The following is a 14,236-nucleotide window of genomic DNA, read 5'->3' as shown; positions in this document are numbered from 1 at the left end:
CGATTTTCAGTGGGAGGACATGCTGTGAGGACCTTCGACCTGTCGCGGCGCGACATCCTGCGGGCCGCCGGACTCGGCGCGGCTGCGACCATGGGGCTACGGGGCGATCCCGCCATGGCAGAGGGCACCGTGCCGTTCTCCACCGGCACCGAGAGGCCGAAGACCGAAGTGCCGGCGCAGGCTTGCGACTCGCACATCCACATCTTCTCGACGCGTTTCCCCGCCTCGCCGCACTGGAAGGGACAGCCGGTCGTCGACAGCGACGTCGCGGCCTACCGTCTGTTCCAGAAGCGGATCGGCACGAGTCGCACCGTCGTCGTGACCCCGTCGACCTACGGCATCGACAACCGTGCCACCCTTGACGGGGTGGCGCAGCTCGGCGCCTCAGCCCGCGCCGTCGTGGTCGTCGATCTCGACGTCACGGAGGGCGAACTGAAAGACATGGCAGCCCGCGGCGCGGTCGGGATCCGTGTCAATTTCGTGACCCCACAATCCTGGGGCGTCACCACGGCCGAGCGCCTGGAGGCGATGGCCCGGAAAGTCCAGCCTTTCGGCTGGCACGTCCAGGTCTACATGACCGGCGACCAGATCGCCGACCACGCCGAGGTCCTGGCGCGCCTGCCGACCCCGCTCGTCATCGACCATCTCGCCCGCCTGCTGCCCGGGCAGGGGCTGAACCACCGCGCCGTCCCGGTCGTGCGCAAGCTGCTCGATGGCGGCCGGACCTGGATGAAGCTGTCGGGCGCCTACCTCAACACCACGAGCGGGCCGCCGGTCTATGCGGACGCGACCGAGGTCGCCAAGCTCTTCGCGGCGGCGGCGCCGGAGCGGATGGTCTGGGGCAGCGACTGGCCACATCGCGGCGAGAAGCACATGCCGGACGATGCCGGCCTATTCGACCTCCTCGCCGACTGGGCTCCTGGCGAGGCCGCGCGGCGGCGCATCCTCGTCGAAAACCCGGCGACGCTTTACGGCTTCGGCAGGTCCTGAGCGGCGAGCCCTCAGCGAGGCGTGGGATCCTTGATCCCCGCGCCGCTGCGTGACTGGTCCCGGGCCGACGGTCGAGGGACAGTGGCGGGTTCCGGCGGTGCGATCTCGCCTCGGACTCGGAAACATCCGAGCTCGAGACGCGCGATCGACCGACTTCGAAGATCCGCTATCAAGCGTTGAGCAGCGATTCTCAGCGCGATCGCCGAAGGTCCGGAACTGGCGCGGAGCCGAACGGACCGAGGTGTGGCCTCCGACATCATGCGGGCGGTTCGGTCGCCGCCAAAGAACTGCGCAGCATCCATGCCCCTGCTCCGCCGCAACATCGTCACTGCCTTGCGTGTGGCGGCTGGAAATATGCCAGGGCAGGGGAGGGGACCGATGACGATGAGAGGGTCTTGCAGACAGTGACACTAAGCTGTCCCTCGCGGCGCGCGAGGCGAAAGCTCGGTTCCGAGCGTTTTCCAGGCATTCGATTGCCTGTCAGGTTTTTTGGACACTGGCTGTTGAGGACTGAAGCGCCGATCCGGGTTGGTATCGGCCTACGGCCCCTTGACCGCACATGCTTGAGCAGGAACAAACGCTGAACTTCGAGGCAGTTGGCACCGCGCGCGTGTCGCCAACAGGGGATGCGGTTTCAGCTCCACGCCCATGCGCAAGATCATCCACATCGACATGGACGCGTTCTATGCCTCCGTCGAGCAGCGCGACGACCCAAGCTTGCGGGATCGGCCGCTGGCGGTGGGCGGCTCGCGCGAGCGCGGCGTCGTGATGGCAGCGAGCTACGAGGCACGGCGCTTCGGTGTCCGCTCGGCCATGCCGTCGGCCACCGCGCGCCGGCTCTGTCCCGACCTCGTGTTCGTGCGGCCCCGCTTCGATGCCTACAAGGCCGTCTCGTCCGAGATCCGTGCTGTGTTCGAGGAGCACACGCCTGTTATCGAGCCGGTGGCGCTCGACGAGGCGTACCTCGACGTCACTGAGAACCTGAAGGGCCTGCCGACCGCGACCGAGGTCGCGAGGGACATCCGCGCCACGATCCTCGCTCGAACTGGGCTCGTCGCTTCGGCGGGCGTGTCCTACAACAAGTTTTTGGCCAAGGTTGCCTCTGACCACAGGAAGCCCGACGCGCTGTTCGTCATCACACCGGCGATGGGGCCGAGCTTCGTCGAGGGTCTCCCCATCGGCCAGTTTCGCGGCGTCGGACCGGCGACCGAGGCGAAGATGTGGCGCCTGGGTATTCAGACCGGCGCCGATCTCAAGGCACGCTCACTCGACGAGTTGCGGGCGGCCTTCGGCAGCGCGGGCGACTACTATCACCAAGTGGCGCGTGGCATCGACGAGCGACCGGTGCGGGCGCACCGCGAGCGCAAATCGATCGGCGCAGAAACGACGTTCTCGCAGGATACGAGCGAGTACGCGGTGCTCGCCGAGCGCCTACAGCCATGCCTCGACAAGGTGTGGGCGGTGGCGACCGCGAAGGCAGTTGTGGCGCGCACCGTCACGCTTAAGCTGAAGTTCTCGGACTTTGCCCAGATCACCCGGGCGCGTTCGCTGCCGGTTGCGCTGGAGGACCGCGCGACGCTGGAAGGGGTCAGCCTCGGCCTGCTGCGCGAGGCATTTCCCTTGCGCCGGAGCGTGCGGCTGATCGGTGCAGGGCTCTCTTCGCTGCAGGCACCGTCCGGTGATGACGAGGCACAGCAGCTCGATCTTTCCTTGTGACAAGGTCGGACGTCCAACGCGCCACCGGCGCGACGGGGCTTGTAAGGTTCGTCGCGGACCTGACTTCCCAGAACAAGCCGGGGGCGAACTCCTGGCGCCTACCGAACAGGTGGCATGCTGGCTGCGAGCACTGTCAAGATTTCAGTGTGCGACCGTCTGCATGTCCGTTGGAGGCATGGTTCGGGTCCATTGAGGCATGGTCACGTACCTGCACATGGTTGCGGGCGTACCCGCGGAGCGGAAGGGGAGGGGACCTGGGCAGTCGGTCATAGGCTGCAAGAGTGCATTCGCCTTCATCGATGCACTATCGGGTCTGAGCTGCTCGATCAGCTTCCGCGACTCTCTTCTCGGCATTTGCAGAACCAAACCGCCATCAGCATTAGGCTCAGCGGCATCGGCAGATGTCTCCTGACTTGCTCCTCAATCCAGGAGCTCGTCATGCAGGAAACCTCAACCATTCCGTCTACCACGCGTGTTCCTTGGAACCGTGGCCGTATTGTCGGACCGAAACCACCTCTGAAGCCCAAGCACATCTGGGCCTTGCGAACCCGCTTGCAGCTCGCCAACCGCACGCGAGACCTCGCCCTCTTCAACCTTGCCGTCGATAGCAAGCTGCGTGGGTGCGATCTTGTTCGCCTACGCGTAAGCGACGTTCACCTCGGCGATGCAGTCCGCCTCCGCGCGACGGTGTGCCAGCAGAAGACCGGAAGGCCGGTGCCCTTCGAGATCACCGAGCCCACACGCGAGGCACTTGCGGATTGGCTGGCTTCGCGCAGCCTACGAGCAGGCGACTGGCTGTTCCCGAGCCGCTCTCGGCGTGGTCAGCACCTCACGACGCGACACTACGGTCGGCTTGTTGACCAGTGGGTCGCCTTGATCGGCCTGGACCCCGCAGCCTACGGCACGCACAGCCTACGGCGAACGAAGGTCGCACTGGTCTATAAACGTACTGGCAACATCCGTGCCTGCCAACTGCTGCTTGGCCATACCAAGCTGGAGAGCACGGTGCGGTACCTCGGCATCGAAGTCGATGACGCGCTGATCCTGTCTGAACAGACCGAGATATGAGTTGGACGCCGCGGTCGACTTGGCCGCGGCGTTTCAGGAAGGAGGTTTGCTTTCAGGGTTCAAAATTGACCCCTTGCGGACATTCGCTTTCGGATTGGGAACGTCCGGTGTTCATTTTTACCAGACATTCATTTGCGCATAAAAATATTCAATAACAGAATTATGTATATTTCACACAGATTTGGCAGATAAAGTCAATTTAATAGAATCATTATACGATATATTAGCGCCACGTATCAGTTGTATGATTTCGATATCTTAAATTATGTTCGAAGCAATATATATTCTTTATACTGATAATAAGACTCTAGAGAAGCGACAACGAACATACGCTCACTGCCACAATGCATCTATGAGTTGTCTGCCGACGTGAAGTCCATCAGCATCAATCCAGAATTCCCGGATGGTGTCGTCGTGCGGTCCGATCCTCTTCTTGATCACCGACACCGCCCGGCGCAAGTGCCCATCCGCCTCGAAGAACCGAAACAAAAGTAGGGTGTCAGCAAGGTAGGTAGGATCAATCGCGGCCGAAATCTGTCCCACCAAGCCGTGCTGGACCAACACGAGTAGCGTCGTCACCCTCTGCTGGTTCAGATAGGTCAGGATTTCGTGCATTTGAGGCAGTAGGTACTGCTCGCCCGGCATCGCGTTCTGATAGCCGGTGAGCGAGTCGATCAGCACGAGCCGCACGCCCTCGCGCTCGACAGCGTCGCTCACCATGGCGGCGAGCTCGCCCGGCGAAACCTCCGCCGGGTCGATCTGCTCGACCCGCAGGCGCCCCTCCGCGACCGCATCCGCGATGTCCATACCGAGACCGGCAGCCCGGCGCATCAGGATCCCGGTCGGCTCGTCGAAGCTCAGGATCAGCCCGCGCTCGCCCCGCGCCAGCGCCGCCGTTACGTAGGCGAGCGCGGTCGAGGACTTGCCGACGCCGGAGGGGCCGAGAAGCATCGTGCTGGTGCCCCGGTCGAGGCCGCCGCCGAGCAGCGCGTCGAGGGCGCCATTACCGCTGCTGAGGCGGTCGACCTCATAGGGATGGCCGTGCTCGACCGCGACCAAGCGCGGGAACACCGCGAGGCCGCCGCGGCGGATGACGAAGTCGTGGTAGCCGCCGCGGAAATGCGTACCGCGCATCTTGATCACCCGCAGGCGCCGGCGCTCGCCGCCGTAGAGGGGGGCGAGCTGCTCGAGCTGGATCACCGCGTGGCAGAGATTGTGCAAATTGAGGTCGTACTGGTCGACGGTGAGGTCGTCGAGGAGGAGCGCAGTGGTGTCGTGGATGAGGAGATAGCTGCGCAACGCCAGCACTTGGCGGCGGTAGCGTAGGGAGCTCTGCGAGAGCAGGCGGATCTCCGACAGGCTGTCGAACACCACCCGTTGCGGCTTGATCCGGTCGATCTCCGCGATGGCGAGCCGCACGGTCTCGCCGAGTTCGAGGTCGGAGGAATGGACCAGGCTCTGCTGCTGGCGCGGGTCGAGGCTGAGCTCGGGCGGCACCAGCTCGAAGATCTCGATGCCGTCGAGCGACCAGCCGTGGCGGGAGGCGACGGAGGCGAGCTCGCGCCGGCTCTCCGAGAGGGTGATGTAGAGGCAGCGCTCGCCGAGCCGTGCCCCGTCGCGGAGGAATTGCAGCGCGAGCGTGGTCTTGCCTGAGCCCGGCCGCCCCTCGACCAGGTGGGCACGGTTGGCCGCGAAGCCGCCCCCCAGAATGGTGTCGAGGCCGAGTGCCCCTGTTGCGACAGGGGAGGCATCGACGCGCTGAGTGGGCATGGGAATACTTTCAGAGCATGGTGAGCTTCACCACGGCGCTTGCAGGGTAGAAGGACAAATAAGCCATCCATTTTTCAGGATATGTTAAATTGCTTATCCGGTGCCGTCCAAAGGACGCTCCCGCGGCTGCCATGCAAATGGCTTTTTCCAGGATTTTTGTTTATGCTTATTTGCCGGAAGCCCAGCGTATGAGGGCATTTCCGTTAATTTTTCAATGCGCCGACGAAATTCTTCATTGGAAGGACTGCGCGCTGAACCAGTGATGAAATTCTTTGCCATGAAAATTTTCTCCCGATAAGTTATATATTATAAACGCTATGATCTACCGCATCGCTGGCTTGATTCACTAGAAAATAGCGGCAATCTCACTTTCTCTGACAGCGCGATCTCCCATGCGAGATCGGATACGGTACGACGCTTCCCCACTCCGATCCTCTGGCATGAGCTGCACGATTTCGAAAGTATCTCCGCTGCTCGTCAACCTGTCAGAGAAGCCACCTTGAACCATGCGGACTTGTTGGCGCAGCTTGAATTTATGGGACACGTGACTTGATCCTTTGTTCATGATCGGGAAGATCTGCTAGTTCCGCCAAAATGCATTGCAACCACATCCGAGCTTGCGCTTCGCGGGCATCTCGCGCGGATTTCTGTTCGGCACACAGCTTAACTTTAGCGACTGCGGCATCGGAAGCACGCCGCATTTTCCCAGCCGCCGCAAGCTCGCGCTCACGCACTTGCTGGGCTTCTGCTCCAGCCTCCTGGATAATCCGAGTTGCTTTTCAAGCGGCTCTTTCTCTCTCTCGCTCGGCCAGACGAATAGCTCTCGCTGCGAAGATTGCCCGCCGTTCGGCTTGCCTGGCCGCAGAGGCCAGGTCGTTCTCGGCGCTCCCCGCCTGAAACCAGGCTTGCAAGGCCTGACGTGCCGCGGAGGCGGAACCCAGCCTTTCACCCAGAGGCGCTTCATTGCATTTGCCCATGGCTCAGGCTCGGTTCCTGACGAGGGATCGGATTGGGGACAAAAACCGGCTTGAGGCGTGTCAGTGCGGTTCGTGGACCGAGTGATCGCAGTAGGTGCGATCGGATAGTTGACGCCGCGATGCTGGTCGCCAAACTATTGCGAGTATCGATTGCCGAGAAGCGGCGACAGCTTGATTGCTACAACGCAGAGAACGAATTATAGGCTTTCTCAAAATTCACGTCGCTTTTTTGCTTAAAAATCTACTACGCCTTAACTTTAAGCGATGGAAGTGAGGACAAATATGCCCTCACCCCAATATAGTGAATTCTATGCCGATTGCAGATTGCCGGCAGACTGCTTGCCGCTGCGGCGATCGGTTTCCATTTCGTAAGAGAGTTTCTGTCCATCGGTAAGGGTCTGCATGCCAGCCCGCTCGACTGCTGAGATGTGGACAAAGACATCCTTGGTGCCATCATCCGGCTGAATGAAGCCGAAACCCTTTTGCACGTTGAACCATTTCACGGTGCCGACGCTCATCGTCATCTCCATATTTCCCAGGTGCATTCATGAACTCAGCGCGCCACAGCGTCGCTAAAGCTCCGACTATCGGCAGATCTGGAGAGAATAACAGAGCGGACGCCCGGGGTAAGCGGAACGAAAAGCCCGGCAATCCGGCCAATGATCAGCTCGTCTCATATGGTTCGGATCAGGCGAATTAGCAAGGGCGCAGAGAAAAAACTTTTTGCGCGTTCGGTTTTCTAATACGAAATCTTGCAAAGGTGGCCTCATCGCGCAGCTGTCCGCTTCGACATAAGATGCCATGATTGTACCCTCTGCCTCGTCGGGCCTCTTCGCGCCGTGGCCGATCTCCTCGCCGATCGATGTCGTCATAGGAGCTCGGTAGCCTATCGAAAGAAAAGGGCTGCGTTGCATTGCACTGTAACGTCATTGATGGGGATAAAACCAAGTTTTACTACCTATTCTGGCGCGATCGCGGAGCATTGATGATCATATGCCGATCGATATGTCGAAGCTGTAACTCATTTTTGATCAATGAGACGCCGGTGATGAGATCAAGCCGATCTGTTTTCAGGCATGTTTGACTATTGTTTGCGGCACTGTTTAAGTGCGTGTTTAATGATAAGCCATAGCTTCATCCGCTAGATTGATTATTTTACGGTCTTTCACATAAAAATATAATACATCAGAAAATAATTGGATGACGATCGTGGAGGCATCTCCGAAGGCTGGCACCGGATCGTCATTGGTGACGCCTTCAGCGTCTTTCGCCGCCAAGCACCAGCCGGAGCGAGCGGGCGAGTTCGTCGCGGCGATAGGGCTTGCTCAGCACCGGCAGCTCGCCGCGCCCGATGACCTGCCCCTCGTCGAGATTGGCGACATAGCCCGAAGTGAGCAGGACCTTGATGCCGGGACGGAGCCGTTGCGCCTCGACGGCGAGCTGCGAGCCGTTCATGCCGCCTGGCATCACCACGTCCGAGAACAGGATGTCGATGCGCTCCACCCCCCTGAGGTGCTCCAGCGCCTCCGCGGCGTTGCGTGCGACGACCACCCGGTACCGCAGTTCCTCCAGGCTCTCGACAGCCATGGCGAGCACTGGCTCGTCGTCCTCCACGAGCAGCACCGTCTCGCCCGCGCCGGCTCGGCGGAGTGGAATGGCGCTGACCGGCCCGGTCCCAAGCTCCTCGCCGGCTGGATCGGTCGAGCGTGGGAAGCACAGGCTGACCGTCGTGCCCCGCCCGACCTCGGACTCGATGCGTGCGAAGCCGTTGGCGCTGCGCGTGAAGCCGTAGACCTGGCTCAAGCCCAACCCCGTTCCCTTGCCGACCTCCTTCGTGGTGAAGAAGGGCTCGAACACGCGCGGGAGCGCGTCGGACGGGATGCCGCTGCCGGTGTCCGTGACCGACACCGTCACGTAGGGACCGGGCGGCACCCCCTTGTCGGCGACGGCCGAGGTACCGAGGTGGATGTTCCGGCTCGTCACGGCGATGCGGGCGGGGCCGTCCCGTCCCTCCATCGCATCTCGCGCGTTGACGACGAGGTTGAGCACCGCCGCTTCGAATTGGGCCGGATCGATGCGGATCGGATCGATCGCGGGATCGAGGTCGAAGGCCAGCGCGACGGCTCCGCCGGCCGCCCGCTCGGCGAGTGGCTTGAAGTCCAGGAGCAGCCGGTTCGGGTTGAGCGTCTGCGGCCGCAGCATCTGGCGCCGGGAGAAGGCGAGAAGCTGCTGGGTCAGCTGCTCGCCGCGCCTCGCCGCGCCCATGGCCGCCTCGGCCAGGCGCTTCACGCGCTCGACCTGCTCGGGCCGACGCAGCATCATGTCGAGCCCGCCGACGATGACGGTGAGCAGATTGTTGAAGTCGTGCGCCACGCCGCCGGTGAGCTGCCCGATCGCTTCCATTTTCTGGGCTTGGCGCAGAGCCTCCTCGGTGGAGCGCTGGTCGGTGCGGTCCATCAGGATGCCGGCGATCCGCGTCGCCGTATCGCCCTCGTCGCGGACTCGGCCCCTGAGCGCGATCCAGCGCACCTGTCCGTCGGCGCGCCGGATGCGGCATTCGAGGTCGAGCGTGCCGGTCTCGCGGGTCGCCGCGAAAGCGCGCTCGGCGATGTCGCGGTCCTCCTCGACGACGTGCGCGATCAGGCTCTCTCTGTCCCAGTGCGGGCCCGCCTCGCCGTACCCGAAGACGGCGTCGAAGCGGGGCGAGCGCCGCGCCGCGCCGGTGCGGTCATCGAGGTCCCAGGACGCCATGCCGGCGGCGTCGAGGGCGAAGGCGAGGGTCTCGTGAGCGGTCTCGACCTCCCGCGTGCGCTCGGCCACGCGCCGCTCGAGATCCTCGTTGGCGAGCCGGAGCTGCGCTTGAGCCCGCTCGCGCTCCAGGAGATGCTCACGAGCCTGGTACTGGCGGCGGCGCGCCCGAAGGGCGGAGGCCGCGGCGCTGACGAGCGTCTCGGCATTCACCGGGCGCTCGAGCAGCACGACATTGGCGAGCCGGGCGAGCCGCTGCGACGCACGCTCGGAGCGGCGGGCGGCCTGGCGGGTCGCCAGCACGATGAAGGGGAAATCCGACCAAGCCGGTTGCGCATCGAGCCACGCAAAGAGGTCGGTGAGGTCACCTTCCAGCGCCTCCTCGGTGACGAGGGCAGCACCAGCGCCGGCCCGCAGGCCGTCGAGCCAGCCCGTCAGGTCGGGACAGGCTTGTGCGGGCGTGCCGGTCCCGGCGAGCACCTGCCCGATCACTGCGGCATCGCGCCCCCGCGGCGCCAGGATCAGGATGCGCTCCTCGTGCGCGACCGGCATGCTCACGCCTCGCCACCCGCCGGAGCCTGGCCCGTCAGCATCGCCACCTTGCCCCGGTAGGCCGGCAGGCCCGTGAGCACCCCTTCGAAGTCCTCGAGCGCCTGGCCGACCTCGAGGCCGCCCTCGGACAGCTTCAGTTCGCGGATGGTGCGCTCATGCGCGTTGACCCGGCTCTTCATCACCGAAAGGGCGGTGCGAACCATGCCCTGAGCCTCGAAGAACCGGAACAGCAGGATGCCGTCGCTGAGATAGCTCAGGTCGACATCCGTCCGGACCTCGCCGACGACGCCGTGCTGGCCGAGGACCAGCAGGGTGGTGATGCCCTGCTGGTTGAAGTAGCTCAGCAACTCGTGCATCTGCAGGATCAGGAATTCCTCGCCCGGCATCGCGTGCAGGTAGGCGTTGAGGCTGTCGATGACGACGACCGACGACCCGCGCTTCTCGACCGCCTCCCTGGCCATGGTGGCGAACTCGCCCGGCGAGACCTCGGCGGGGTCGATCTGGGTGATGGTCAGCCGCCCGGATTCGACATGTGGTCTGAGATCCATGCCGAGCGTGGCCGCCCGGGTCATCAGGGTCGCGAGTCCCTCGTCGAACAGGTAGTAGGTCGCCGTCTCGCCGCGCTCCAGCGCCGCCTTCATGCACCGGACCGCGGTCGTGGTCTTGCCGACGCCGGAGGGCCCGAGCAGGAGCATGTTGGTTCCGGGTACGAGGCCGCCACCGAGCAGCAGGTCGAGCTCGGCCGACCCGGTGGACTTGGCCACCGGGTCGAAGGCCGCGTGGTGCTCGGACGCGATCAGGCGCGGGAACACCCGGATGCCGCCGGTCTCCAGGGCGAAATCGTGGTGGCCGCCGCTGAACTTGATGCCGCGCATCTTCACGATCCGCAGCCGTCGCCGCTCGGACCCGTATTCGCGCGCCATCTGGTCCAGGGAGATCACGCCGTGCGCGATGCTGTGAAGCTGGACATCCCCCGTCTCCGAGGTCTTGTCGTCGAGCAGCAGCACCGTGCAGGCGCGCTTGGCGAAGAACCGCTTGAGCGCCAGGATCTGACGCCGGTAGCGCAGCGGGTTCTGAGCGAGCAGACGCAGCTCCGAGAGGCTGTCGAACACGACCCGGTCGGGCTTCGTCTCGCCAACGCGGGCAATGACGTCCTTGACGGTCTCGCCGAGTTCGAGCTCGGAGGGATGCAGGATCGATTGCTCGCTGTCGGGATCGAGGCCCATCTCGTCGACGAGCTCGTAGAGGTCGATGCCGTCGAGCGACCATCCGTGCGTCGCGGCGGCGGCGCGGAGTTCGTCCGAGGTCTCGGACAAGGTGACGTAGAGCGCCCGTTCGTCGCGGGCCGCCCCCTCGCGGAGGAACTGGAGCGCGATGGTGGTCTTGCCCGTGCCCGGGGTGCCCTCCAGCAGATAGAGCCGGCTCGGGGTCAGGCCGCCGCAGAGAACGTCGTCGAGACCGGGCACGCCGGTCGAGATCCGGGGCTCCTTGCCGGGCGTCCGGCGCGTTACGGGTTCGGTCATCGCGGAGGGTCCAGGTTCCTTGGGGCCGGTGGAGACCGCCGCCCGGCACGGCGGCGGTCCTTCCGGTCCCTCGTGGGTGCTCGCGAACGGTATGTCGGGAGTACCGGAGAACGCGGCATACGCCGAGTGAGGGTGTCAGGATACATCCCTGGAGATTCCACGGACGACCGTCCGGCGGTCAGCCACCCGAGGTCCGGACGCTCCGAGGGTCTGCAAGCGACCCTGCCCGGCTCGTTCGCACGGCGACGGATGCCGGAGGAAGGGCGAGCGTACGCGTTCGTCCGGCGATCATGCCGCGGAAATTCCGCGGGTCCTGACCTGCCGCCAAGCCGCTACGGCGGCTCGTCGGGCCTCGTACGCCATACGCTGCGGCGTCCCTGGTTCACCCCTGCCGAGGGGGCCGTAGCCGTGCAGCAGGACGCCGTCGGGCCCATGGAGCCGCTGCACCTCGGCCCGCCACGCGCGATCGGCGAGGGTCAGTCGGTGCTCGGTCTCCACCAGGCGCTGCGCGTTCATCGCGACGCTCGTTGCGGTCACTCCTGAGGCGGATACTCCCGAGGTGGTCATGGCGCCGCGAGCCGCTTGGTGTTCGCCGCCACGTGCTCGCGGTAGCGGGCGACCACCGTCTCGGGCGACCCGCCGGACGAGAGCGTCACCATCGCCTCGCCGGCCGCCGAGACTTTCTCCGTCACCATCGACTGAGCCTCGGCCCACCCCTCGGGACCGCCCCGGACCAGCCGGACCATTCGCAGCTCGACCACCTTCTGGGCTTCGATCGCGAGCATCATCGAGGACAGCAACAGGTTGATCATGTCTCGCTCCGCACCGCGGCAGATGCGGCACGGCGTCAACCCGCCACGACCGAAGATTGATCCGGCCCCGAAACGCAGCGCAGCCCTGCAAGCCGCCCCGTGACTAGGGGCAACCCGCGCGAGCCCGCGAGCCGACGGGCCGGGCCGGATCGTCTCATGCCGTGAGCGGCGTCGCCTCCTCGGTCGTCACCCGGAAATCCACGAGGGTGTTCGGCCCGAACGTGAGCGTCAGGGGCACGTCGGCGGCGTCGCGTCCGTAGGCGATCAGGATCCTGCCGATTCGCGAGCTGTTGTTGCGCGGATCGAAGGTGTGCCAGCGGCCGCCCAGGAAGACCTCCATCCAGGCCGCGAAATCTCCCGGAGCATGCGGCAACGGCAGACCGATGTCGCTGACGTAACCGGTGCAGTAGCGAGCCGGGATGTTGAGGCAGCGGCAGAACGCGATCGCGAGATGGGCGTAGTCGCGACAGACACCGCGACGTTCCTCGAAGGCCTCCAGCGCCGTCCGGGTGGGCCGGGAATGCTCGTAGCCGAAGGCGATGCGATCGTGAACGTAGTCGCAGATCGCCTGCACCCGCGCCCATCCCGGTGCCATGGCGCCGAACAGGTCCCAGGCAGTCTGCGACAGGCGATCGGTCTCGCAGTACCGGCTCCCGAGCAGGTAGAGCAGCGTGTCGACGGGCAGGCTGCGCACCTCCTCCTGTCGTGCGACCGTGTCGGTCATGTCCCCGTTGCCGTGATCGCGGACGACCGTGTCGGTCTTGAGCGTGAAACGCCCGGCCGGCGCGACGAGCCGGTTGCACCAATTCCCGAACGTGTCCCGATAGCCCTCCAGGGGCACGGCCGGCACCGTCAGCAGATAATCCGGTCGCTCGAGATCGGAGAACCGCGACGCGTGGACGTTGAGCATCGTGACGACCGGCGTGTCCTGCACGAAGTCGTAGGTCATTTCACAGCCGACGTGGATGCGCATCGCGTGTCTCCGGGGGACGGCAGGGTCGCGCTCTCCCTGAACGCGGGTCGGCTCGCGTCTCCGGTTCACGTGGCTGCACTCGAACGATCCATGACACGAATGGGCGATCTGTACAGCACGAACAAAGAGCTTTTCCGTTCGCCGGACTGGAACGCGATCATCGAAGCGACAACCGGCCCCCGGCAGGGGCATAGGCCGGTCGCTCCCTCCCATCGCGGCATTCGCGGTGGTGGCAGGCATTTGGGCGTCGTGGTCCCGACGGGCCGAAAACCCGCAACGGCGTCGGAATCCAGCCGCCACCCTTTCATGCCAAAACATGATAGAGTGGGTTTTTAGAAGGTCTCTCGATGAACCGTCAAAATAATGCAGTGGTGTTTCTGGCCACGCTGATCTGCGCGGGTGTTCTCTCCAGCACTTGGTCCAGCGCCGGAGCGCGCCCGGCCGGTGCCGGGACCGGTTCCGGGCAATCCGTCGATGGATCCGCTTCCAAGGTCAGATTGGATCCCGCAAAAATCGAGGACCGTGCGAGGAAAAGAAGGGAGGCCGACCGCAGGCGCGACGAGCGCATGAACAAGCTCGGTGCCTCGATCTGCACGGGCTGCGGCGGTCCCATCGTTCCCTTTGACCCGAGCGGAGGCGATGCGAGCATCAACGGCAGATCGAAACCGAAAAGGCGCTGAATGGTCGATCGGAGTTCGTCATCGTGTGCGCAGCCGGACGAGAGGCGCGCGGAAACCATGACGACACGCCATTGGTTTCGCGCGATGAATCGGCACCGATGGTCCTTACCCGCTTGGGCGAGATCGGGTGCCAAGCCCGTATAGCGATCGAGGAGCGGGATGTTCCCGCTCGCCGACGCGCCGCTTCGTGAGACCGAGGCGATCTTCGGACCATCGCTGCATGGGTTCGATGTCGCAGCCCGGATGGCAGCGTGACGGCCACGCCCACCTCCGGCTCGAAAGCCGGCTATCGGGTGTCGGCCGCCTGTCGCCGCTCCGGGACGGCGAGGCACTCAGCCGGTCGTTCGAGCCCGGACGGGCTACCGTTTTACGCCGGGCTTGCCGTTCGCCACGACCTGGCCCTTCGTGCTCGGTGCCGCCGCAATGA

The 14,236-nt window shown here is 64.4% G+C and carries 12 protein-coding genes; 4 read left to right on the top strand and 8 right to left on the bottom strand.

Translation table 11 applies throughout. From position 1 onward, the window contains the following. Positions 1–24: 24 nt before the first annotated feature. The 3 genes from BM430_RS15645 (at position 25) to BM430_RS15635 (ending at position 3,774) form a co-directional block, all read left to right on the top strand. The gene (locus tag BM430_RS15645; RefSeq protein WP_093568188.1) at positions 25–990 is read left to right on the top strand and encodes an amidohydrolase family protein; all 966 of its coding nucleotides are present in this window, start codon (positions 25–27) and stop codon (positions 988–990) included. A gap of 648 nt (positions 991–1,638) precedes the next feature. Then, positions 1,639–2,706, top strand: coding sequence for a DNA polymerase IV (gene dinB / locus BM430_RS15640; RefSeq protein ID WP_093568187.1), 1,068 nt, complete (start codon positions 1,639–1,641; stop codon positions 2,704–2,706). A 438-nt stretch (positions 2,707–3,144) separates the two neighbouring features. Beyond that, entirely contained in the window at positions 3,145–3,774 is a 630-nt protein-coding gene (locus BM430_RS15635) for a tyrosine-type recombinase/integrase (protein ID WP_093568186.1), read from the top strand. Positions 3,775–4,107: 333 nt separating this feature from the next. On the opposite strand, the gene BM430_RS15630 is transcribed toward BM430_RS15635, so the two are convergent. The 8 genes from BM430_RS15630 to BM430_RS15595 form a co-directional block, all read right to left on the bottom strand. Beyond that, complete coding sequence (locus tag BM430_RS15630) at positions 4,108–5,544, bottom strand: ATPase domain-containing protein (protein WP_093568185.1); 1,437 nt, start codon at positions 5,542–5,544, stop codon at positions 4,108–4,110. Between the two features lie 93 nt (positions 5,545–5,637). Next, a complete protein-coding gene (locus BM430_RS34045) occupies positions 5,638–5,823 on the bottom strand; it encodes a hypothetical protein (RefSeq protein WP_143132048.1) in 186 nt (61 codons plus the stop codon). A 67-nt stretch (positions 5,824–5,890) separates the two neighbouring features. Beyond that, positions 5,891–6,088: a hypothetical protein gene (locus tag BM430_RS35285; protein ID WP_082173245.1), complete on the bottom strand. Its 198-nt coding sequence runs from the start codon at positions 6,086–6,088 to the stop codon at positions 5,891–5,893. A gap of 741 nt (positions 6,089–6,829) precedes the next feature. After that, positions 6,830–7,039, bottom strand: a complete 210-nt coding sequence (locus BM430_RS15620) for a cold-shock protein (protein ID WP_048435290.1) — start codon at positions 7,037–7,039, stop codon at positions 6,830–6,832. A gap of 739 nt (positions 7,040–7,778) precedes the next feature. Next, complete coding sequence (locus tag BM430_RS15615; protein ID WP_177303062.1) at positions 7,779–9,821, bottom strand: ATP-binding protein; 2,043 nt, start codon at positions 9,819–9,821, stop codon at positions 7,779–7,781. Positions 9,822–9,823: 2 nt separating this feature from the next. Beyond that, complete coding sequence (locus BM430_RS15610) at positions 9,824–11,344, bottom strand: ATPase domain-containing protein (RefSeq protein ID WP_093568183.1); 1,521 nt, start codon at positions 11,342–11,344, stop codon at positions 9,824–9,826. A 563-nt stretch (positions 11,345–11,907) separates the two neighbouring features. Beyond that, the gene (locus BM430_RS15600; RefSeq protein ID WP_093568181.1) at positions 11,908–12,156 is read right to left on the bottom strand and encodes a hypothetical protein; all 249 of its coding nucleotides are present in this window, start codon (positions 12,154–12,156) and stop codon (positions 11,908–11,910) included. Positions 12,157–12,310: 154 nt separating this feature from the next. Next, positions 12,311–13,129, bottom strand: coding sequence for a transglutaminase-like domain-containing protein (locus BM430_RS15595; RefSeq protein ID WP_091888983.1), 819 nt, complete (start codon positions 13,127–13,129; stop codon positions 12,311–12,313). 347 nt (positions 13,130–13,476) lie between these two features. Here BM430_RS15595 and BM430_RS34040 point away from each other — a divergent pair, with 347 nt between their 5' ends. After that, positions 13,477–13,809: a hypothetical protein gene (locus BM430_RS34040; protein ID WP_143132047.1), complete on the top strand. Its 333-nt coding sequence runs from the start codon at positions 13,477–13,479 to the stop codon at positions 13,807–13,809. Positions 13,810–14,236: the final 427 nt, after the last annotated feature.

Source organism: Methylobacterium sp. 174MFSha1.1 (assembly GCF_900116815.1).
Lineage (GTDB): Bacteria > Pseudomonadota > Alphaproteobacteria > Rhizobiales > Beijerinckiaceae > Methylobacterium.
This window is presented reverse-complemented; position numbering and strand designations above follow the sequence as displayed.

Coding starts and splice junctions, on each gene's coding strand:
- BM430_RS34040 (WP_143132047.1), top strand. CDS start 13,477: ATGAACCGTCAAAATAATGCAGTGGTGTTTCTGGCCACGCTGATCTGC.
- dinB (WP_093568187.1), top strand. CDS start 1,639: ATGCGCAAGATCATCCACATCGACATGGACGCGTTCTATGCCTCCGTC.
- BM430_RS15635 (WP_093568186.1), top strand. CDS start 3,145: ATGCAGGAAACCTCAACCATTCCGTCTACCACGCGTGTTCCTTGGAAC.
- BM430_RS15610 (WP_093568183.1), bottom strand. CDS start 11,344: ATGACCGAACCCGTAACGCGCCGGACGCCCGGCAAGGAGCCCCGGATC.
- BM430_RS15615 (WP_177303062.1), bottom strand. CDS start 9,821: ATGCCGGTCGCGCACGAGGAGCGCATCCTGATCCTGGCGCCGCGGGGG.
- BM430_RS34045 (WP_143132048.1), bottom strand. CDS start 5,823: ATGGCAAAGAATTTCATCACTGGTTCAGCGCGCAGTCCTTCCAATGAA.
- BM430_RS15595 (WP_091888983.1), bottom strand. CDS start 13,129: ATGCGCATCCACGTCGGCTGTGAAATGACCTACGACTTCGTGCAGGAC.
- BM430_RS15600 (WP_093568181.1), bottom strand. CDS start 12,156: ATGATCAACCTGTTGCTGTCCTCGATGATGCTCGCGATCGAAGCCCAG.
- BM430_RS15630 (WP_093568185.1), bottom strand. CDS start 5,544: ATGCCCACTCAGCGCGTCGATGCCTCCCCTGTCGCAACAGGGGCACTC.
- BM430_RS15620 (WP_048435290.1), bottom strand. CDS start 7,039: ATGAGCGTCGGCACCGTGAAATGGTTCAACGTGCAAAAGGGTTTCGGC.